Source organism: Acinetobacter sp. AOR14_HL, from assembly GCF_027855175.1.
Taxonomy (GTDB): domain Bacteria; phylum Pseudomonadota; class Gammaproteobacteria; order Pseudomonadales; family Moraxellaceae; genus Acinetobacter; species Acinetobacter calcoaceticus.
In genome coordinates this window covers 17,216-38,293 of sequence record NZ_JAKTII010000013.1, presented here as the reverse complement: position 1 = coordinate 38,293, position 21,078 = coordinate 17,216, and the positions used below count along the sequence as shown (strand labels likewise).

The 21,078-nt window shown below is 39.7% G+C and carries 21 protein-coding genes; 11 read left to right on the top strand and 10 right to left on the bottom strand.

The window, feature by feature from the left end; all coding sequences use genetic code 11:
* The first annotated feature begins 25 nt into the window (after nucleotides 1-25).
* From rnpA to mnmE, 4 genes are all read left to right on the top strand, one after another.
* Nucleotides 26-418, top strand: coding sequence for a ribonuclease P protein component (gene rnpA / locus MKL38_RS14185; RefSeq protein WP_004640245.1), 393 nt, complete (start codon nucleotides 26-28; stop codon nucleotides 416-418).
* Between the two features lie 10 nt (nucleotides 419-428).
* Nucleotides 429-749, top strand: coding sequence for a membrane protein insertion efficiency factor YidD (gene yidD / locus MKL38_RS14180; protein WP_003656027.1), 321 nt, complete (start codon nucleotides 429-431; stop codon nucleotides 747-749).
* Nucleotides 750-754: 5 nt separating this feature from the next.
* Nucleotides 755-2,515, top strand: coding sequence for a membrane protein insertase YidC (gene yidC, locus MKL38_RS14175; RefSeq protein ID WP_005037757.1), 1,761 nt, complete (start codon nucleotides 755-757; stop codon nucleotides 2,513-2,515).
* Nucleotides 2,516-2,605: 90 nt separating this feature from the next.
* Nucleotides 2,606-3,961, top strand: a complete 1,356-nt coding sequence (gene mnmE, locus MKL38_RS14170; RefSeq protein ID WP_270903568.1) for a tRNA uridine-5-carboxymethylaminomethyl(34) synthesis GTPase MnmE — start codon at nucleotides 2,606-2,608, stop codon at nucleotides 3,959-3,961.
* A gap of 49 nt (nucleotides 3,962-4,010) precedes the next feature.
* Here mnmE and MKL38_RS14165 read toward each other — a convergent pair whose 3' ends face one another.
* Nucleotides 4,011-4,274: a metal/formaldehyde-sensitive transcriptional repressor gene (locus MKL38_RS14165; RefSeq protein ID WP_003656024.1), complete on the bottom strand. Its 264-nt coding sequence runs from the start codon at nucleotides 4,272-4,274 to the stop codon at nucleotides 4,011-4,013.
* Nucleotides 4,275-4,331: 57 nt separating this feature from the next.
* On the opposite strand from MKL38_RS14165, the gene dmeF reads away from it, so the two are divergent.
* Nucleotides 4,332-5,336: a CDF family Co(II)/Ni(II) efflux transporter DmeF gene (dmeF, locus tag MKL38_RS14160; protein ID WP_270903567.1), complete on the top strand. Its 1,005-nt coding sequence runs from the start codon at nucleotides 4,332-4,334 to the stop codon at nucleotides 5,334-5,336.
* 95 nt (nucleotides 5,337-5,431) lie between these two features.
* A complete protein-coding gene (locus tag MKL38_RS14155; protein ID WP_270903566.1) occupies nucleotides 5,432-6,130 on the top strand; it encodes a DsbC family protein in 699 nt (232 codons plus the stop codon).
* Between the two features lie 50 nt (nucleotides 6,131-6,180).
* Here the strand turns inward: MKL38_RS14155 and MKL38_RS14150 are convergent, their stop codons facing one another.
* The 8 genes from MKL38_RS14150 to MKL38_RS14115 all read right to left on the bottom strand — a co-directional run bounded on the left by MKL38_RS14150 (nucleotide 6,181) and on the right by MKL38_RS14115 (nucleotide 13,667).
* Nucleotides 6,181-6,432: a GlsB/YeaQ/YmgE family stress response membrane protein gene (locus MKL38_RS14150; RefSeq protein WP_004640258.1), complete on the bottom strand. Its 252-nt coding sequence runs from the start codon at nucleotides 6,430-6,432 to the stop codon at nucleotides 6,181-6,183.
* Nucleotides 6,433-6,604: 172 nt separating this feature from the next.
* Nucleotides 6,605-7,132: a hypoxanthine phosphoribosyltransferase gene (gene hpt / locus MKL38_RS14145; protein ID WP_004640259.1), complete on the bottom strand. Its 528-nt coding sequence runs from the start codon at nucleotides 7,130-7,132 to the stop codon at nucleotides 6,605-6,607.
* Between the two features lie 217 nt (nucleotides 7,133-7,349).
* Entirely contained in the window at nucleotides 7,350-8,672 is a 1,323-nt protein-coding gene (gene guaD / locus MKL38_RS14140) for a guanine deaminase (RefSeq protein WP_270903565.1), read from the bottom strand.
* Between the two features lie 56 nt (nucleotides 8,673-8,728).
* Nucleotides 8,729-9,784 carry an aromatic ring-hydroxylating oxygenase subunit alpha gene (locus MKL38_RS14135; protein WP_270903564.1) on the bottom strand — a complete coding sequence of 352 codons (1,056 nt, stop codon included), beginning with the start codon at nucleotides 9,782-9,784 and terminating at the stop codon, nucleotides 8,729-8,731.
* 281 nt (nucleotides 9,785-10,065) lie between these two features.
* Nucleotides 10,066-11,226: a glutathionylspermidine synthase family protein gene (locus tag MKL38_RS14130; RefSeq protein WP_270903563.1), complete on the bottom strand. Its 1,161-nt coding sequence runs from the start codon at nucleotides 11,224-11,226 to the stop codon at nucleotides 10,066-10,068.
* Nucleotides 11,227-11,247: 21 nt separating this feature from the next.
* The gene (locus tag MKL38_RS14125) at nucleotides 11,248-11,607 is read right to left on the bottom strand and encodes a hypothetical protein (RefSeq protein ID WP_056484376.1); all 360 of its coding nucleotides are present in this window, start codon (nucleotides 11,605-11,607) and stop codon (nucleotides 11,248-11,250) included.
* A gap of 188 nt (nucleotides 11,608-11,795) precedes the next feature.
* Nucleotides 11,796-12,752 carry a TerC family protein gene (locus MKL38_RS14120; RefSeq protein ID WP_270903562.1) on the bottom strand — a complete coding sequence of 319 codons (957 nt, stop codon included), beginning with the start codon at nucleotides 12,750-12,752 and terminating at the stop codon, nucleotides 11,796-11,798.
* Between the two features lie 318 nt (nucleotides 12,753-13,070).
* Nucleotides 13,071-13,667 carry an undecaprenyl-diphosphatase gene (locus tag MKL38_RS14115; RefSeq protein ID WP_017391203.1) on the bottom strand — a complete coding sequence of 199 codons (597 nt, stop codon included), beginning with the start codon at nucleotides 13,665-13,667 and terminating at the stop codon, nucleotides 13,071-13,073.
* Between the two features lie 110 nt (nucleotides 13,668-13,777).
* Between MKL38_RS14115 and MKL38_RS14110 the strand changes: the two genes are divergently transcribed.
* Nucleotides 13,778-15,028, top strand: coding sequence for a low temperature requirement protein A (locus tag MKL38_RS14110; protein WP_270903561.1), 1,251 nt, complete (start codon nucleotides 13,778-13,780; stop codon nucleotides 15,026-15,028).
* A gap of 68 nt (nucleotides 15,029-15,096) precedes the next feature.
* Here MKL38_RS14110 and mpl read toward each other — a convergent pair whose 3' ends face one another.
* Nucleotides 15,097-16,470 carry a UDP-N-acetylmuramate:L-alanyl-gamma-D-glutamyl-meso-diaminopimelate ligase gene (gene mpl / locus MKL38_RS14105; protein WP_270903560.1) on the bottom strand — a complete coding sequence of 458 codons (1,374 nt, stop codon included), beginning with the start codon at nucleotides 16,468-16,470 and terminating at the stop codon, nucleotides 15,097-15,099.
* Between the two features lie 238 nt (nucleotides 16,471-16,708).
* Here mpl and MKL38_RS14100 point away from each other — a divergent pair, with 238 nt between their 5' ends.
* The 4 genes from MKL38_RS14100 (at nucleotide 16,709) to MKL38_RS14085 (ending at nucleotide 21,044) form a co-directional block, all read left to right on the top strand.
* The gene (locus MKL38_RS14100) at nucleotides 16,709-17,071 is read left to right on the top strand and encodes a DMT family protein (RefSeq protein WP_080547845.1); all 363 of its coding nucleotides are present in this window, start codon (nucleotides 16,709-16,711) and stop codon (nucleotides 17,069-17,071) included.
* Nucleotides 17,072-17,432: 361 nt separating this feature from the next.
* The gene (gene purE, locus MKL38_RS14095; protein ID WP_002115451.1) at nucleotides 17,433-17,948 is read left to right on the top strand and encodes a 5-(carboxyamino)imidazole ribonucleotide mutase; all 516 of its coding nucleotides are present in this window, start codon (nucleotides 17,433-17,435) and stop codon (nucleotides 17,946-17,948) included.
* A gap of 9 nt (nucleotides 17,949-17,957) precedes the next feature.
* On the top strand, nucleotides 17,958-19,079 hold the full coding sequence (locus tag MKL38_RS14090) for a 5-(carboxyamino)imidazole ribonucleotide synthase (RefSeq protein WP_017387700.1): 1,122 nt from the start codon (nucleotides 17,958-17,960) through the stop codon (nucleotides 19,077-19,079).
* A gap of 672 nt (nucleotides 19,080-19,751) precedes the next feature.
* Nucleotides 19,752-21,044 (top strand): lytic murein transglycosylase, encoded by a 1,293-nt coding sequence (locus MKL38_RS14085; protein ID WP_270903559.1) that lies wholly within the window; start codon nucleotides 19,752-19,754, stop codon nucleotides 21,042-21,044.
* The last annotated feature ends 34 nt before the right edge of the window (nucleotides 21,045-21,078 follow it).

Sequence of the window (21,078 nt, the reverse complement as noted above, 5' to 3'; positions counted from 1 at the left end):
GTTACGCTGACCAGACTTGGGTGTGATGACACTTTACAATTTTAGCACAGATGTGCGAATACGCTGTGCTGCAGATTATAAAAGTGTATTCGATGGTGCGCTTTTTAAAGTGCATCAACCCCATTTTTTATTTCTTGCAAAATTAACCGAACAGCCTAATAGCCGTTTGGGTATTGTTGTTGCTAAGAAAAAAGTGCGCCGTGCACATGAAAGAAATCGAATAAAACGTCTTGCTCGTGAGAGCTTTCGTCTACATCAGCCGAATTTTGGATCAGACATAGATATTGTGGTAATGCCAAAAGTTGGTATAGAAACGATTACGAATGCTGAGCTATATCAACAATTAGATTTTGCTTGGCAAAAATTACAGCGCTTAGCAAAAAAACATTCTAAAGTTGGCACAACCTCGCAGAATTAAGAGATAGCCAATGGTTCGTTTTCTACGTTGGTTGATTCGACTGTATCAAATTGCGATTAGTCCGCTTCTTGGACCCCGTTGTCGTTATATCCCGACTTGTTCCCAATATGCGATAGAAGCATTGCAAACTCATGGTGCGATAAAAGGCGTTTGGCTATCTTCTAAACGGATTTGTCGTTGTCACCCGTGGGGAGGATCTGGATATGATCCGGTACCGCCAAAAGCAATTCGTTTTATTTCGTTTCATCAAATAGATTCTCAAACGCATCATGTTGCTGTACCCTTTCGTGATCGTTTACTGAAGCAAAATCTCTCTAACCATTTGGGGTAATAGATATGCAACAATGGGCCAGGTTTGCAATTCTCGGGGCCATGTTTGTCACCGCATATTTGCTCATTTTGGCTTGGCAAAAAGATTATGGAAATGCTGCAACTGCACCGCAAAAACAAGCGGCGGCTGTAAGTTCACATGAAGTATCTGCTGATTTGCCAAATGCTAAAAATGCAACAGTGGCTTCCGATGTGCCACAAGCAAATATTGCGCAGTCACAAACCACAGATGCAACTGCACCTGTGAATCAACAGCTTATTTCAGTACAAACTGACCTTTACCATATTTGGATCAATCCAAAAGGTGGTGATATTGTTCGTATTGAATTACTCTCACACGACAAAAGCAAAGACAGCGATCAGCCATTTGTTATGCTTGAAAATGATTCTAAGCGTACATATGTTGCTCAATCTGGCTTAATTGGTTTGAATGGACCAGATAGCAGTCGTGGTGGTCGTCCATTATATGCTGTTGAAAAAACATCATATACTTTGGCTGATGCTAAGGGTGTGCAGGATCAAAAGGGTCAATCTGAAAAAGTTTTAAACGTTCCAATGGTATTTAAGACACCTGAAGGCGTTGAAATTATTAAAACTTTTACTTTCACCCAAGGGCAATATCCAATTGTTGTAAGACATCAGGTGATTAACCGTAGCCAACAAAGCTGGCAAGGTCAGATGTTTGGACAATTAAAGCGTGATAACTCTGACGATCCTGGTAAATCTTCTCAAGGTATTTTCACTCTAGGAACTTTCTTAGGTGGAGCTTGGGGGACGCCTGAGTCACATTACAATAAGCTGAAGTTTGCTAATTTCTCAGAAGAAAAAGTAAGCACTGAAGCGAAAGGTGGATGGGTTGCGATTGTTCAGCATTATTTTGTAAGTGCTTGGATTCCTGGGAATCTTAAACTGACTCAAGCGAATGGTCAGCCTTATGTAGCTAAACTTGAATCTCGTCAATCTGCTGATCATATGAATATCATTGGTTTTACCTCACCAGTGATTAATGTTCCAGCAGGCACTTCAATGGAAGTGGACGCAAAACTTTATTCAGGTCCTAAAGTTCAAGCTGAATTAAAAGATTTAGCGGTTGGTTTGAATCAGACTGTTGATTATGGCTGGTTATGGCCGATTGCCAAGTTATTGTTCTTAGGTCTTCAATTCTTCCATAGCATTGTGGGCAACTGGGGATGGTCAATCATCTTACTTACCGTTATGGTGAAGATGATTTTGTGGCCTTTATCTTCAAAAAGTTATCGTTCTATGGCGAAAATGCGTGTGATTGCACCAGAAATGCAACGCATGAAAGAAGAGTTCGGTGAAGACCGTATGCGCTTCTCGCAAGAAATGATGGCTTTATACAAACGTGAACAAGTGAATCCGCTTTCAGGTTGTTTACCATTGTTGCTACAAATGCCAATTTTCCTTGCCTTGTACTGGGTACTCATGGAAAGTGTGGAATTACGTCATGCACCATGGTTAGGCTGGATTCAAGACTTGTCAGCAATGGATCCTTGGTTCATCTTGCCGTTAATCATGGGTGCTACCATGTTTGCACAGCAAATGTTGAACCCACAACCAGCTGACCCAATGCAGGCAAAAGTGTTCCGCATTATGCCGATTATGTTCACGGTATTTATGCTGTTCTTCCCTGCAGGTCTCGTGTTGTACTGGATTGTGAACAACAGTATTACTATTTTACAGCAGTCGTTTATTAATAAGAGCGTTGAGAAAAGTCGTTTAAGTAAGACCGAATCAGCATCTTAATCGTTGAACTTTTGCTGAATAAATCCGCTTAAGATGGTAATCTTAGGCGGATTTTTCTTTGGCTGGATTTTAGGTTTTTAGGTGAATAATATGCAAAGTCAAACCACGATTGCCGCAATTGCAACGCCACCAGGGCGTGGTGGTGTGGGCGTGATTCGCCTATCGGGACCTAAGGCTTATGAAATTGCTCAAAACCTGACACAAAAAAACTTGCCTGAAGCACGTATGGCTGGTTTTCGTAAGTTTTATGATGCTGATGGAAGCATTATGGATGAAGGGATTGTCCTATGTTTTCCAAATCCTCATTCGTTTACAGGTGAGGATGTTGTAGAGCTACAAGGGCATGGCGGTCCAGTCATTCAAAATGCCTTGCTTGGCCGTCTATTTGAGCTTGGTGCAATCGCTGCAAAAGCGGGTGAATTTTCCATGCGAGCTTTTGAAAATGGCAAGATGGACTTGGTTCAAGCAGAAGCAATTGCCGATTTGATTGATGCAACATCGCAAGCTGCTGCACGTTCTGCGGTTCGCTCTTTACAAGGCGCTTTTTCGACCAAAATTAATATGGTTTTAGAAAAACTAATCCATTTACGGTTACATGTGGAAGCCGCAATTGATTTTCCTGAAGAAGAAATCGATTTCTTGGCAGATGGCAAAATTTTAGCTTTACTTGAAGATGTTCAGCAGTCAGTACATGCAGTTCAAACATCTGCACGACAAGGTCAATTACTACGTGAAGGTTTACAAGTCGTTATTGCCGGCAAGCCGAATGCGGGTAAATCTAGCTTGTTGAATGCGCTAGCTGGCGTTGAGCGCGCAATTGTGACCGATATTGCCGGTACAACTCGTGATGTTTTGCATGAAAAAATTAGCTTAAATGGTCTACCAATTACCTTAACAGACACTGCGGGCCTTCGTGAAACGGGTGATATCGTTGAAAAAGAAGGGATTCGCAGAGCAATTAAAGAAATTGAACAAGCTGATTTGTTATTGCTGGTTTATGACCTAAATCAAGGTGATGATCCATTAAAACTCGCTCAAGAATATTTTGCTGAACATATTGAGCCGCGTCGTTTAATGTTAATTGGTAATAAATGCGATTTAACTGGTCAGTTAGCTGAAATAAGTGATTTTCAAGGATTCCGTCATATTACCGTTTCTGCAAAACAAGAGATGGGTGTTCAAGGCCTCGTAGAGGCGATTACAGCGCATGCAGGCTTTCATCCTGAGGAAGACACCTTTATTGCGAGAACGCGTCATTTAGACGCAATGAAGCGCACACAGCTCTATCTATCAGAGGCACATGAGCAACTTGTTGTATTTAATGCAGGTGAACTCGTTGCTGAATCATTACGTCTTGCTCAGAATGCTTTAGGTGAAATTACCGGTGACTTTAGCGCCGATGACCTATTAGGCAAAATCTTTGGTTCATTTTGTATTGGAAAATAATTAAAAAAATTCTGAATGATGCACATGGTTGTGTCATTCAGTCACTTCGTTAACCGTATCTTTTTAGAACCTTTAAAAACTCATCTAATTCATTCTGATCAACTTGTGCTTCTTTGAGCACATGGTGATGTAAATGCTGCTCCATCAATTCACTCATCAAACCGTTTATCGCACCTTTAATTGCGGCAACTTGTTGCAGTATTTCTATGCATGAAAGATCCGACTGTTCAACGGCATGCTCAATACTGTTAATTTGTCCTTTTAGTCGTTTTACACGATTAAGTATTTTTTTATCCTGACCAATGTGACTCATCTGTGTTCTCTTGTATAATTCAATATACTGGTAGGGAGTATATTGGGTTTAAATTTTATGCAGGATTATAGTGTATCACGTCATCATCAACATCAGTTTGATGAAGGAAATCCACTTGCACAAAAACGTATTTTGATTGCAACCATTTTAACGGCGTCCATGATGGTGTTAGAAGTATTTGGTGGGTGGTTCTTTAACTCAATGGCATTATTAGCTGATGGTTGGCATATGAGTTCGCACATGTTGGCACTCGGTTTAGCCTACTTTGCCTATCGTGCGGCGCGTCATTATTCCAAAGATCACCGTTTTAGCTTTGGAACCTGGAAAATCGAGATTTTAGCGGGTTATAGCAGCGCAATTTTGCTTATGGTTGTAGCTATTTTTATGGCATTTCAGTCGGTTCAGCGTTTATTTAATCCGGTTGAGATTTTTTATAATGAAGCTATTCCGATTGCAATTTTAGGTTTAGTAATTAACTTGATTTGTGCGTGGTTACTTCATGATGATGGTCACCATCACCATCACCATCACCATCACCATCACCATCACCATCACCATCACCATCACCATCACCATCACGAGCATGAAAATGGGGATCACCACCACGATTTAAACCAAAAAGCTGCATTTTTACATGTGGTTGCAGATGCTGTGACCTCCGTTTTTGCAATTATTGCGCTTTGTGCGGGTAAATATTTTGGCTGGGACTTTTTAGATTCACTTTTAGGAATTTTAGGTGCTATTTTGGTTGCAAAATGGTCTCTTGGGTTAATCAAAGAGACAGGAAAAACCCTTCTTGATGCAGAAATGGATCATCCTGTGGTTGAAGAAATTCGTGAAGTGATTGCTGAATTTCCTAAACACATCGAAATTACAGATATTCATGTCTGGAAAGTCGCAAAAGGCAAGTTTTCTTGTATTTTGGCGCTCGAAACTGATGATATTTCCTTAACAGCAGACCAGATCCGTCATGCTTTATCGATTCATGATGAAATCGTCCATATTTCGGTAGAAATTAACGATTTAAAACCTGCTTATGTTCCACGTGAAACATTGGCATAACTAAGTGGGATTTTGGTTATAACTCGGTAAGCAGTTCTGTTTTAATCATCTGAACTGATTAAAATGAGCTTCTCTCCTACCTATGAGTTGGTTTTATGCTTAAAAAATTAGGAATATTGGCATTATTTAGCTTAACGGCGAGTTTGAGTTTCGCTAATGTGGACTCGGTCAGAGAAAATATTAAAAAACAATATCCTAATTTAAAAATTAGCAATATTCAGAAAACCGAAATGCCTGGGCTATATAGCGCTAATCTGGATCAACAAATCATCTATGTGGGCGAAGATGGTCAGCATATGTTTGTTGGTTCTATGATTCGATTAAAAGATCAGAAGAATTTGACCAAAGATCTAGTTCTAGGACAGAACTCAATTGACTGGAATCAACTTCCTTTAAAAGATGCGATTAAAACGGTTAAAGGTAGTGGGCAGCATGTTTTAGCAGTATTTTCTGATCCCAACTGTCCTTATTGTAAGCAGCTCGAACCTGAACTCGATAAGCTGAAAGATGTGACAATTTATACGTTTATTTATCCTTTAAAACCTCAGTCTATTGTAGTTTCTAGACAAGTATGGTGTGCACCGAATCAATCCTATTCATGGAAAAAACTGATTCAGCAAGGCGTTAGACCAACAGTTGCGAGCTGTACTAATCCAATTGACCGTAATTTAGAGCTTGGAAAGAGATTAGGTTTTAATGGCACTCCTACCCTGATTTTTGCAAATGGTTTTAAACTGGTAGGTGCTCGTTCTGCAGAAGAAATTCAAGCTGTTTGGAAAGAGTTAGGTTTATAAAACAAATTAAAAAAAGCACCATTCGGTGCTTTTTTATTGCCTGAAAGTAATTAACTTTTTCGTGCAATCAAGTTGTAAAGAAAGAGAATAATCACAGCACCAATAACGGATGCGATAAATCCAGCAACTGAATTTTCTCCGTAAAGCCCCAGTAATCTTCCGCCATAGGTAGCTAAAAGTGAACCTGCAATACCGATGAGGGTTGTTACGATAAAACCTGCTTTATCATCACCTGGGTGTAAGGCACGAGCGATTAAACCAGCAAAGAAACCAACCACAATAGCAACAATAAGTGACCACATATTTGTTCTCCAGTTGTTTTTTTGGTGAAGTTAATGATTTTGCTTCATATTCTATCGTGCGGTAGAGCTGTCTGTTTTGTCTGTAGCAGATTGCGACTTTTTGTGTCTTTTTTGTTCAAAACTAAAACGTTATATAAAAAAATAGCACTTTTCAGTGCTATTTTTTTGAAATTTATAAACCAATTTCACCAATAAATGGTAAGTGGCGATATTTTTGGTCGTAGTCTAAGCCGTAACCAACAATAAACTTATCTTCAACTTCAAAACCTAAAAATTTAACTTCAAGATCAATTTCACGGCGAGATGGTTTACTCACCAATGTGCACAATTGAATTGAATTTGGATCTCGAGTTTGCAACATTTCCATAACTTTGCTTAAGGTATTACCTGAGTCAATAATATCTTCAACTACCAACACATCTTTACCGCGAATTTCACCATCAAGGTCTTTTAAGATTTTAACATCTCGACTTGACGTTGTACCGCCGCCGTAGCTAGACACTGTCATAAAGTCGAGTTCATGCGGTTTGGTAATCGTGCGGCATAAGTCTGCCATGAAAATAACAGAACCACGCAGTAGCCCAATCAGGACCAACTCTTTGTCACTATTTGCATAGTGAGCGTTAATTTGCTCGCCGAGCTCTTTGACTTTTGCTTGAATTTCTTCGGTTGAAATCATGATGCTCATTGCAACAGTCATGTCAGATTCCTACAAGATATAAAAGAAAAAATAAAAAAGGTGTTGACCTGCAACACCTCTAAAATCTGAGTTAATGGTAAAATTTTAAAGCAAAATGACTCTTCATGCACCCTTTGATAAGCTAGAAATTTTATCATTTTGAGCAATATGTCGATCACGCTTTAATGCTAGTGCGCATATTCCAAATAATAACAAAAACTTAACAGCACGATTTTGTTTAGGCTGTTTCTTTTTGATAAGCACGTTTTCCATAAATATAAGTCGCCTCAATATTTCGGTCATCACCTAACGTGAATAATGCAAACAGTGAATCTTCAACAGACTTGGATTTCGACTGGCGCAGTTGCTGTAATGCTGTTGGCTTAAGATTCAAGACAACAAAATCTGCTTCTTTACCGATGTTAAAGTTTCCTAGTTGATCTTGCAGGTCAAGCGCTTTTGCCCCACCTAAAGTTGCATGATAGAGCGCTTCAAAAGCTGAAAGTTTATCGCCTTGTAATTGCTGAACCTTATAAGCTTCGTTAACAGTTTGCAGCAAACTAAATGATGTACCAGCACCGATATCTGTACCTAAGCCCACTTTCACTTGTTTTTCCCACGTTTTTTTCAATGGAAATAAACCACTACCTAAGAACAGGTTCGACGTTGGACAAAATGCGATAGCGGATTGTGTATCATGCATGCATTGCCATTCTTCGTCTTCTAGGTGAACGCAATGAGCAAACACGGAGCGCTTACCAGTCAGGCCATAATGTTGATAAACATCTAAATAGCCTGTTTGTTCCGGAAATAAAGATTTCACCCAAGCAATTTCATCTTTGTTTTCGCTTAAATGTGTATGTACATAAACATCAGGAAATTCTTGCTTTAACTGCCCTGCTCTTTCTAATTGCTCAGGTGTAGAAGTTGGCGCAAATCGTGGCGTAATGGCATACAGCGCACGGCCCTTGCCATGCCATTTTTCAATGAGTGCTTTTGTGTCGCTGTAAGCCGTTTCTGGCGTGTCACACAGCGCTTCAGGTGCATGACGGTCCATGAGAACCTTACCGGCAATTAAACGCATCTGAACGTGTTCTGCGGCTTCAAATAAAGCATCAACAGACTCAGGGTGAACTGTACAGAAAACGAGAGCGGTGGTTGTACCGTGTTTTAAGAGTTCTTGAACAAAGAACTGGGCAATTTCACTTGCATATGCTTTGTCCTGAAACTGGATTTCAGTTGGAAATGTATAGGTATTGAGCCAGCTTAAAAGTTGTTCGCCGTATGCTCCCACCATTTCGGTTTGCGGGAAGTGGATATGGGTATCAATAAAGCCGGGTACAATCAATTGTTCTGGGTAATGTTGAACTTCAATCCCAGTAGGAAGATGCTGTTGAGCTTCATCCCATGCACCAAACCATTTGATTTTTCCATGTTCACTAATCAATACACCATCTTCCAAATAACGTACTTGATTTGGAATATCAGTTGGCTCAGAGACAGTTTGCTGAATATCTAAAAAACGACCACGCACAACGGTGGTATTTGCGATCAATGACATGGAAAGCCTTTATATTTTCACTTTTTTCGATTGATTGTACCCCAGTTAACCAAAATTTAAACGGTATAACGTTTACTTAGTCCCCATTCAGCCAAGATCCGACGATAAGTCGTTGATGAACGGTCAGCTTCAAAATGAGCTTCCATCATTAAATCTAGCGGCAATTCTTCTGGCTTTTGTGATTCGACCATGTCTTGGTCTTCAGCAAAAATTTGAGCATTAAATGCATATACGTTTTCTAAATCGCCTGTTTGATCAAAGTTACGTGTTAATGGAACAAATAAACGAGTTTTATTACTTGAGATAGGACAACAGGCGTTCAAAATTTTTAAAACACCGCCTTCTGGAAAATCGACCGTAAGCACGGCTGAAAAAGGTGGATAGACATCAAAGGTGCGCTTCCACAAAAAGCCTTCTGGTTCGAGATGTTTTAGTTCATGCGGATAGTTACTGACATTACTGATATAGACCGTTTTTAAGCCGTAGTTGGTACGTTCAGTGTGATATTTAGGGACGATTGGATTATCGCGATTAGCAAAGGCATTGTGATGTACCCATGCAAAATGAGCGACATCGATAAAACCTTCAAGTTGACGTCCGCTAGAACCGCCAATATCGACAAATGGTGGCAAAATTGCTTGATGCTCTGTCTGATCCCAAGTATCTAATACTGGAATATTGGCTTGAGCAACATCATGACCATGAATACTGGTCCAAACCAAGCCATAACGTTGAACAACCGGAAATTTGGTCAGAGAAAAACGATCAGAGATTTTGGTTAGTTCGGGTTGAGCTGGTATTTGGGTACATTTCCCTTCGGTGTTATAGCGTAGACCATGATAAGGACACACAATCTCCTCACCATCCACCCAACCTTTGGTTAAAGGCACACCACGATGTGGGCAAATGTCTCGGACCAGATGAATTTCGCCACTTTCTGTTTTATACAGTGCCATATTCACGTCTAATAGTGTCACTCGCTGGGGTGCAGTAGAGGCGTCTTGAATACGAGCAACTGGATACCAGTGAGTAGATAAAATTTCCCAATCTTTTGCATCAAAACTGCTGTTACATGGCATAGCAAGTGGCGTTAAAGTTGGGATAGCATTCATGGCATTACTCCTTAAAAAAATTAGGGCTCTCACGAGCCCTTAAAATCTAGGCTTTTTTCTTTTTAGGAGATGCAAAGAGCTTGCCAATATTGGTTTTTAATTAAAGAAATAAGAATAAAAGTATTAAATTACATAAGATTAAGTCATTATATTTTTGAATATTTGTTCTAATTTAGCTTTAGAGACTAAAGTTCATTATTCGCTATGCACTGATTGACTGCGTTGAGGGCACAATAAAAAAGCACTTTTAAAGTGCTTTTTTATGCATATCTAGGCGTTTATTACTCAACAAAGTAGTGCGCTGCAAAGTGAGCATCATTACCGATAATGTCGTAGCAATCTTCACGAATGGACATACCTGCGCATTGATGACCGACCATCCATAATCCGAGTGTAGGGAGTTGTCCTGAAAATAATGGGGTGTCTCCCCATTTTTGTACGACATAACCGTATTTGTCATAGTCATCAAAATGGAAACTACCAGAAGCTGCACCTTGGTCATGGCCATCTTGTAAAACCCGAATATTAGCCCCTTCCCTTGCCAAAATCGGTTTTTTCACCCATTTGCCAGCCAATGTTTGCTGTGGGTCATAAGTATGGGTTTCGACCAATAAAGGATGGTTTGGGTAACGTTTCCAAAGCTCAACCAGAATTGCTTTATTTGAAAGTAGCATTTTCCAACAAGGTTCAATCCACTGTGTTTGTGGGTGGATATATTGAGAAAATGCTTCTTCCCAGATCCATTCCCATGGATAGAGCTTGAACAGGTTTTGAATGGTGCGATTATTAAGATCAATAAAATTTTGTCCGTTCCAACCTATGTTTTCCATAGAAAGCTCGGAAACTTGTAGATGAGCTTGGTAGGCTGTATCCATCAAATACTCTAAATTGCCCCAATCTTCTCGTCCCGCTTCCTGACAGGCAGCAAAATGCACACGACTACCGCGCGGTAAAATCGTCTTCCAGCGTTTAATCAGGTCTTCATGAATACTATTGAACTGGTCTCGGTTCGGAATGCCTGAGACTTCTTCTATCCACAGCCACTGCGCTACAGATGCTTCTAGTAAGCCGGTAGGTGTATCGGCATTGTATTCCAGCATTTTGATATTTCGCCCATCGTAGGCGAAATCAAAGCGACCATAGAGCATTGGTGCATTTTGTTTCCATGAGCTTTCAATATGGCTTAGGGCTGCTTCTGGAATTTGAAAATAAGCAGGATAGTCACCCCGTTGAATGAGTTCTCCTACAACAGATAAACACATTTGATGCAGTTCATTTGCTGCATCTTCAAGTTGTTCAATCTGCTTAAGGGTAAACTCGTAAGCAACTCCTTCAGACCAGTAAATTGAGCCATCGAGAGAAGGTAAATTAAAGTAATCAAAACCAATATTTTGATGCTCCACTTGCCAGTCTGGGCGTGGAGTAAAGATTTTTCTTTTCATCTTATGTTAATGCCTGAAGACTTAGCCGCCGAAAGAAAAACCGCTACGACCAAATCCCCCTCTAATTGGCGATGAAAAAGACGAGCTTTTCGCCGTGGTTGAAATGATGGGGCGACCAGCACTCAAGTTGCTATAAGGATGTAAGGTATTGCCGTGATAAGAAACTTCGCGGTTATTTCGATAATACGCAGGCCCTAAATAATGGCCTGAACCAGAACTATGTCCACTTGAGCTATTTTCTTCTTCACAAGTTTCAGTATTCCAGTCGCGAGCACAGTCATATTGGTTGTTATATACATCTTGTACTAAAGGACCATCATTATGGCTACATGCCGTGAGTAATAAAGGCACCACGACAAGATTAATTTTTTTAGAACGCATGAGACTCCACACATTTTAATAAGTATGTTCGACATACAATGTCGAATAGATATTGTCTATTATGTTTCTGATTAGGAAAGATAAATTTTAAGTTGGCATATAATATTAATCTGTTTTTTTAAAGTACAGTCTATTTTGAAAATTTAAAGCACAAGGCATCTCGCTTGTAGATGCCTTGTTGTGATGAATTAAGACTGCAATTGCTTTTTGTTGTGTCGTAAGGATAGATAAGCAGTAATTGCTAACACCAAGACGATAAAGCTTAACGAGATCCAGATTGGCATGTGGAATACATCAAGCAACAACATTTTTGCACCAATGAACAATAAGATAATGCCTAAGCCGTATGGTAAGTAATGCAATTTGGTCGCAGCGCCAGCAAGCAAGAAGAACATTGCGCGTAAACCTAAAATTGCCATTAAGTTCGCTGTTAAAACAATAAATGGATCGCTAGTTACCGCGAAAATAGCAGGGATAGAATCTACCGCGAAAATCACGTCAGAAGCTTCAACCAAAATCAAAACTAGAAATAACGGCGTTGCCCACAATAAGCCATTTTGACGTACAAAGAATTTGTCACCTTCAAGCTGCGGTGTAATACGCATGTGGTTACGTAACCATTTTAAAAGCTTGATGTCTTCAATATTGGTTTCTTCATCTTGGCCTTTTAAGAACTTAAAGCCTGTGTATACCAAGAATGCACCGAAGATATAAAGCACCCAAGAGAATTCTTGAACGAACCATGCACCAATAAAGATAAAGAGAGTACGCAGTACGATTGCGCCTAATACGCCGTAGAGAAGGATTTTACGTTGTAATGCAGCAGGAATAGCAAACGCTGCGAAAATCATTAACCAGACAAAAACGTTGTCAATTGCGAGCGACTTTTCAAGTAAGTAACCAGCAAAGTATTCCATGGTCTTTTGATTTGCTAAGGTCACCCCAACAGTTTGTTGTAGGTAAAGCCATAAACCACCACCAAATAAGGCTGCGACACTCACCCATGCCACGCTCCAGTAAGCAGCTTGCTTAATTGAAACATCCTGACCTTGCTTTTGCTTAAAGCCTAAAAAGTCTATCAGGAGCATGACAATGACAATGCCAAAGAATGCTACATACAGCCATAAATTGCCGATCGATTCCATAAAACCTCCACATCCGGCAATTGGGCATAAAAAAACCTTGACCCGTTGCCAGATGAATTAAACATCTGTGCCAACATGATCAAGGTCTTGCCTACATCATGAATTTCATGATGCTCAGATACCGACTTTTTAATAAAAGTGTATTGACGATATCTGACACATAACATTGCTGTTATGTTTGGAGGAGGCTACTCCCCTTGTCAAACTAAATTCTGTTTTGGATAAAACATATCCAAGTACACATAGAATGGCAGATTTTTTAGTATTACGCAACTGAACTTAATTTCGTGGTTTTTAACACTAAAAAGGATCTAAAGGTTATTTAATTAAACCTCGATCTAAAAGTGGTTTGCATATAATTTGGTAAAGGTGAATAAAGAATGCTGTTAAATGCATGCCATAAGCATTCCAGAAGTAATATCCGGCTGTATTTACCAATAGCGCTACAATAAAAGCGCCCAACATATCTAAAGGGAAATGCACACCTAAATAAATACGTGACCATGCCACGACAAATGACAAGGATAGAAGAATTATTCCAATCAGTTTACGCTGAGCAAATAAATAAGACAGAGCGATGGTGCTAAAAATCAGCATATGATTACTTGGAAAAGATGCCGTGGGCGCATGTTCGATAAAAGTAGTACCAACACCCATCACAAACGGTCTTGCGTGATGGTAAAACAGAGAAATAACATAACCTACTAAAAGCGACACGCAGGTCAAAAAGACAGATTTAACAACCCTATTTTTTAAATCTTGGTCGCCATAGAACCATAAAAATGTAAGGATGAATAAAAGAATATAGAGGAGATCATTAGCAAAAAAGATAGCAAGACGAATGATAAATTGACTCGCATCCTGAGCCCCATTAATAACATGGAATAAGCTAAGGTTGAGTGTTTCTAAAGACATTCATATTCCAAACAAGAACAAAAACGTGAGCTATGATAAAGAATTGTCACAAAAATGAAATATAGTTTGTTTGTGAGTAAAGATTAAACAGCTTAGAACGATAATTTTTAATGCGTGATCTAAGCGTTGATATTAAAGTGCTAACGTGTTGGCATTTTATTCGAGAACGTTATTTTATGACTACTCAAGAAAAACAGAAAAAATTAAGTTTGAGGCCTTTATCTCCAAGAGATCCAAAACAGCCGCATAGAGCAGCGACTCCCCTCGAATTATTGTTCGATTTAATTTTTGTGGTCGCGATTGCAACAGCAGGTCAGCAGTTACACCACGCCATTATTGAAAATCATCTATGGCATGCGTTACCAAGCTACTTGATGGTATTTTTTGCGCTGTGGTGGGCATGGATGAATTTTTCATGGTTTGCTTCGGCTTACGATAACGACGATGCGTTGTATCGATGCCTCACCTTTGTGCAAATTGCAGGTTCATTGGTGATGGCAGCAGGCATTCCTGATGTATTTCATAGTCAGGATTTTGACGTAATGATCATCGGTTATGTCATCATGCGAATGGCATTAGTGACCCAGTGGTTACGTGCAGCAAAATACGATCCTGCTCGGCGTATTACGGCTTATCGTTATGCAATAGGGATTGTACTGGTACAGATTGGTTGGTTAGTTGCCAATTTTACCCATGTACTTTCGGCCCCTTTATTTTTATTTCTGGCTGCGATGGAGCTATTTGTTCCCTACTATGCAGAAAAATATTCACCTACGCCGTGGCATCCACATCATATTGTAGAGCGTTATGCCCTGCTTACGATTATTGTGTTGGGTGAATCAATTATTGGTAGCTTTAATGCAATCCGTGATGCGCTGACTGCTCAATCTATTAATATTCCTGCCGTTTTCTTAATGATCGGTGGATTGATGCTTATGTTCGCAATGTGGTGGGCTTATTTTGACCGTAGTGAACAGCATCACCATTTGAAAGGTGTGCGCCCGTTTGTATGGGGGTATGGTCATTACTTTGTTTTTGTGAGTATTGCTACGGTGGGCGCTGCGCTTGCTGCTGCTGTGGATGTCACAACCCATCATGCCCATATTTCCGATTTATATATGGGAATAGTCGTTGCGGTGAGTGTAGTGCTGTATACCACCTGCATTTGGCTACTATATGAATTTGAATGTTTAGCGGGAATCAGCAAATGGTTTTACCCTATTACGGCTCTCATCATTTTATGTATTCCGTTTATTTGTAATAACGTGGGATATAGCGTTTTTGCGATGGGTATTGTCTATAGTTTACGTTTAATGGTTTCTAATAAATTTATAGAAAATATAGAGCCAGAGAAGGTTTAAAACGGCTGAATAAAAAAGCGGGTTTCAATTTGAAACCCGCTTTTTTATTGAATAGTTAAAAGCAAAAGTTAAGCAGCTTTTGCTTTTAATGCATTCATTAATTTTTGATGTAATCCACCAAAGCCACCATTAGACATAATCACAACAGCATCGCCCTCTCCTGCTTCATTGACAATACGTTCAATAATTTCATCAAGTGAACGGCTAACTTGAGCATGGTTAGAAGCAGCTTCAATCACCGGTTGTAAATCCCAATCTAAACCTTCTGGTTGATACCAGATGACTTCGTCTGCTAAGCGTGCTGAATGTGCTAAGCCATCTTTATGACTGCCCATACGCATTGTGTTTGAACGTGGTTCGATAATGGCCCATAAACGGCGTTCGCCTAAGCGTTTACGTGCGCCATCTAAAGTCGTGTCAATTGCAGTTGGATGGTGAGCAAAGTCATCATAAACCTCAATGCCATTAACTGTACCGAGTAACTCCATACGACGTTTCACACCGCCAAAGTTAGACAAAGCTTCACAAGCTTGTTCAAGCGCCACACCCACATGCTGAGCGGCTGCAATCGTTGCCAAAGCATTAGCTACGCTATGTTGCCCTGTCATGCTCCATTTCACTTCACCAACGATATTGCCATTTTCTAATACTTTAAAATGGCTACCATCAATTGAAATGAGTTCGGCAGACAAAGCAGCTTTTTCATTCGCTTCTAGACTTGTACGAATGACTGGTGTCCAGCAGCCCATTTCAAGTACTTCATCAATATGAGTTTCAGTAATTGGCGCAATAATACGGCCTTCACTTGGAATGGTACGAACAAGATGATGAAATTGCTTTTGAATAGCCGCGAGGTCATCAAAAATATCGGCATGGTCGAATTCTAGGTTGTTTAAAATCGCCGTTTTGGGGTGATAGTGAACAAACTTAGAGCGCTTATCAAAGAAAGCTGAGTCATATTCATCGGCTTCAACGCAGAAGTATTTGCCGCCACCTAAACGAGCGCTTTCACTAAAACCAAGTGGAACACCACCAATTAAAAAGCCTGGGTTTAAACCCGCCTGATCAAGTACCCAAGCCAGCATGGTCGTTGTTGTTGTCTTACCGTGAGTACCAGCTACACCAAGTACATGTTTACCTTGTAAAACGTGGTCAGCAAGGAACTGTGGACCAGAAATATATGGCAGACCTTCGTTAAGCATATATTCCACAGCATCAATACCACGTTTCATGGCATTTCCGACAATGACTAAATCTGGATGAGGCTGCAAATGACTACGATCATAGCCTTGCATGAGGGTAATACCTGCGTTTTCTAACTGGGTAGACATTGGCGGGTAAACGTTTGAATCGGAACCGGTTACCTTATGCCCTAAATCACGAGCTAAAAGTGCTAAAGAGCCCATAAAAGTGCCACAAATACCCAAGATATGCAGATGCATTGCTCGCCTTCTCCACTGCTTCTATACACAGCACGTCAAGTGTCTGCGCGTTCATTATTGATAAATTTGGCAGCAACGATAGCAAGGCTCTACTAGAAAAGATAGTCAAAAATCGTTGTTGTTCTATGTGTTTGAGGCCCTTATAAAAGTACAGCTTTATTTTTTGTATTTAAGCTGAATTACAGTTTTATCTTTTATAATGTTTTATATCTTTAATAATACTTAAATCATCGTGATGATGAGGGATGTGCCTTTGAGCCCAACGGTTTTAGCTTTTACGCTATTAATTATTTCTAACTGTTTTATGACACTTGCATGGTATGGGCACCTCAAATTTTTGCACCATGCTCCACTCTGGCAAGCGATTTTATTCGGTTGGATTATTGCCTTGCTTGAATACAGTTTTATGATTCCTGCTACTCGTATGCTGAGTGCACAAGGCTGGTTGCTCGGTGAAATGAAAATCACGCAGGAAGTAGTTACGCTGATTGTGTTTGTACCGTTTATGATTTTCTTGTTTAAACAGCCATTTAAACTGGATTACTTGTGGGCGATGTTATGTCTATTTGGCTGTGTTTATTTCGTATTTAGAAGCCAATAATTTGCAATAGCTTGTATTGAATAATTGATTCTATACAAGCTATTATTTTCTAAATACCTGATTATCTTGCTGGGTGTTTACACGCTTTTTTTAGAATTTTAGAAAATTATTGATCTCTTGGCGTTGGGTCTTCATAGTCAAAAGCATTGAGTTGATTAAGCGCGCTATATTAATAAAATTTGAGAATATTTCACTGTTAAACCATGACATTTTTTCATGATATTAAAAATATTCGCAGAGCTGGTCAGTTAAATTTTCGTGAGATGAAAAATCAGTCTATAATAATGGGCTTCCGAACCATTTAAAACTTGGCTCTCGTCGAGATTTATCTTCTTTTACTTTTGTCTCTGGAACATTAGCAATGAATGCGGCCGCAGCACAAGACGCTCAACCTCTCGTTGGAATTATTATGGGTTCTCAATCTGATTGGGCAACTCTCGAAAACACAGCCAATATGCTTAAACAGCTTGGTGTCCCATTTGAAGCGGAAGTGGTATCTGCTCATCGTACTCCAGATCGTTTATTTGAATATGCAGAAACTGCGCGTGATCGTGGTATTCAAGTGATTATTGCTGGTGCTGGTGGTGCAGCGCATTTACCTGGAATGTGTGCCGCAAAAACTGATTTACCTGTTTTGGGTGTGCCAGTGAAATCATCAATTTTAAATGGCGTAGATTCTTTGCTTTCAATCGTACAAATGCCAGCTGGTATTGCAGTTGGTACTTTAGCGATTGGTCCAGCAGGTGCGACGAATGCTGCAATTATGGCGGCACAAATCTTAGGTTTAACTCGTCCTGAAATCGCGAAAAATGTTGCTGATTTCCGTGCTGCGCAAACTGATAAAGTTGCAAGCAAAAATATTCCGGGTCAGGTGTAAGAGGCTGAGATGGATAAAACTATCGGTATTTTTGGTGGTGGGCAACTGGGCCGAATGATGGCTCAAGCGGCTTTACCATTAAATATTCAGTGTACTTTTTTTGAAGCAAATACAGATTGTCCAGCAGGTGTTTTAGGCCAAGTCTTTTCTAGCCAAGATGAGCAAGGTTTAAAACAGTTTATTGAAAGTGCTGATGTTTTCAGTCTTGAGTTTGAAAATACACCAGTTGAAGATGTTGATGTTTTAACACAAACCAAAGCATTGCACCCTCCCCGTGTTGCTTTAGCGACTGCGCAAAATCGTTTGTCAGAAAAAGCATTGTTTGATGAACTTACTATTCCCGTTGCGCCGTATCGTGCTGTAGATAGCTTAGAAAGTTTGAAAAAGGCTGTTGCTGAGCTTGGTTTACCGATTGTGCTTAAGACTGCAACTGGTGGATATGATGGTAAAGGTCAGTTTGTACTTCGTTCAGAAGACCAGATTGACACCGCGTGGGCTGAACTTGGTCCTGCAAAAAGTCTAGTTGCCGAAAGCTTTGTTAAATTCTCTCGCGAAGTTTCAATTATTGCGGTGCGCGGCCAAAATGGTGAAGTAAAAACTTGGCCATTGGCTGAAAATCACCACCATAATGGCATTTTATCGCATTCAATTGTTCCAGCACCGAATAGTGAAGCTTTACAGCCTGTTGCTCAAGACTACATTACGCGTTTGCTGAATCACCTCAACTATGTTGGTGTGTTGACTCTAGAGCTGTTTGTGACAGAACAAGGTTTGTGTGCAAATGAGATGGCACCACGTGTGCATAACTCAGGTCACTGGTCAATTGAAGGCGCTGTCTGTTCTCAGTTTGAAAACCATATTCGAGCTGTTGCAGGTCTTCCATTAGGTTCAACAGACGTTGTTCGTCCAACGGTCATGATCAATATTATTGGTCAGCATCCTAAAACTGAAGATGTACTTGCCTTAAATGGTGCTCATCTACATCTTTATAACAAGTCTGAACGTGCTGGCCGTAAATTAGGCCATATCACTTTAATGCCTGTGGATAGTAATGAATTGACGACGTTATGCCGTCAATTGGCGAAAATTTTGCCAGAACCACTCGCTCTAACAGCAGATATGACCCTCTAAGTACTTTTGATTTTGCAAAAAAGCGATCTTCGGATCGCTTTTTTTATCTTTTAAATTTAAAAAATAATAAATCATAAGTATTTGGGTTTGTGGATAACTTTTTACGTGAATTTTTGAATTTAAATATTGGTGGTGTTTCTAAATTTAAAAAGTGAAAACAAGTTTTTTACATTGTTTTGAATTTAAAGTTAGTTATCCACAAAGAGGATTTGATTTATACTATGCGGTAGAGGTTGTGTTTTTTGAATTCAAAATAACGTGGCTGGTTTGAATTTAAAACATGGGTTAACTTTTGAATTTAAAAATACAGATTGTCGGTGATTGGATTTGCTGTGTCATAAAGAATGACGAAATATAGAAAAGAATCAATAAATAGTACTGTTTTTGCTTGGTTGTGGATAAGTTTATCCACAGAAACACATATTTTATAGTTTAAATTTAAAATAAGGTTTTTGAATTTAAACTATACGCTATTATTTTGAATTCAAAACTAGTGATGCACTTCGCAGAAGTTTTAAATTCAAAATAAAGTGGAAAATTTGAATTTAAAACACGGGAAATGAATTTAAAGAAGAGATTATGAATTCAAATTTACGTTTTCTCTCTGAAATTTTAGACTCATAATGGTATGGTACTTAAAAATTTAAATTCAAAAATTGAAACTGGGATAATATGCGACGTTTTTCTTGTATTGTTGGCTCTGTATTTTTAGCAATGACTCAGGCTCAAGCAGAGCTCGTAATTAATGGTTCCACAATATCTAGCAGTGCCACTGTTCCGACAGTGACTAACGAAAATTATACGCCTAATAATAATTTCCAAAGTTGTTTGGCAAATTTACGCTCTCAAGCGATTGCTGCTGGAGTCTCTGGTACAACCTATGATCGTTATACTCAAAACTTAACTCCAGATTATTCGGTTATTGATAAATTAAATTATCAACCAGAATTTTCGACGCCTATTTGGGATTATCTTTCTGGCTTGGTCGATGAAGAACGTGTTGAGCTTGGAAAACAAAAGTTGGCGCAATATCGCGATGTTTTAAATCGTGCTTCTCAAACCTACGGCGTACCACCAGAAACAATTGTGGCAGTGTGGGGTGTTGAAAGTAATTTTGGTGATATTTCTGGAAAATATCCTTTATTACAAGCACTCGGAACTTTAAGTTGTGAAGGTCGCCGACAAAGTTATTTCCGTACTGAATTTTTTGCCACCATGCGTATTTTACAGCGTGGTGACTTAACCGAAGATCAACTGAAAGGTTCATGGGCTGGGGCATTTGGTCATACCCAATTTATGCCATCGACTTATGAACGGTTAGCTGTTGACTTTGATGGAGATGGTCGTCGAGACTTGGTGTCTAGTACAGTTGATGCATTGGCTTCAACGGCTAATTTCTTAAATAAAGCGGGTTGGCAAGCAGGAATGCCATGGGGTTTTGAAGTAAAAGTTCCTCAAGGTATGTCAATTGATGGAGAAGGGCGACGCTCAAAGAAAGCTTTAAGTAGCTGGAGTGCGCGAGGTGTTACTCGAATTGACGGCTCTCCACTTGTTCAAGGGGCTTTATCTAGCAGTACTTCGGCAGGTTTAATGGCACCAGCAGGCGTAAATGGTCCAGTATTCTTAGTATTTAAGAATTTTGATGCTATTTATAGTTATAACGCTGCGGAAAGTTATGGTCTTGCAATTGCTCATCTATCTGATCGTTTAAAAGGCGCTCGTCCTTTTGCGACATCTTGGCCAACTGATGATCCAGGAACTTCACGTGCAGAACGTCGTGAAATCCAACAGTTTTTGATTAATCGCGGCTACGATATTGGCGCGGTTGATGGTCTTATTGGGGATAAAACCCGTGTGGCTATTCGTCAGGAGCAAACTCGTTTAGGTTTAAATCCAAGCGGACGAGCAGGGCAACAAATCTTACGCGCATTCCGTCAAGAACAAGCCAAAAAAATGATGCAATAAACTGAAAATAATAAAAAGGTCTGCACATGCAGAC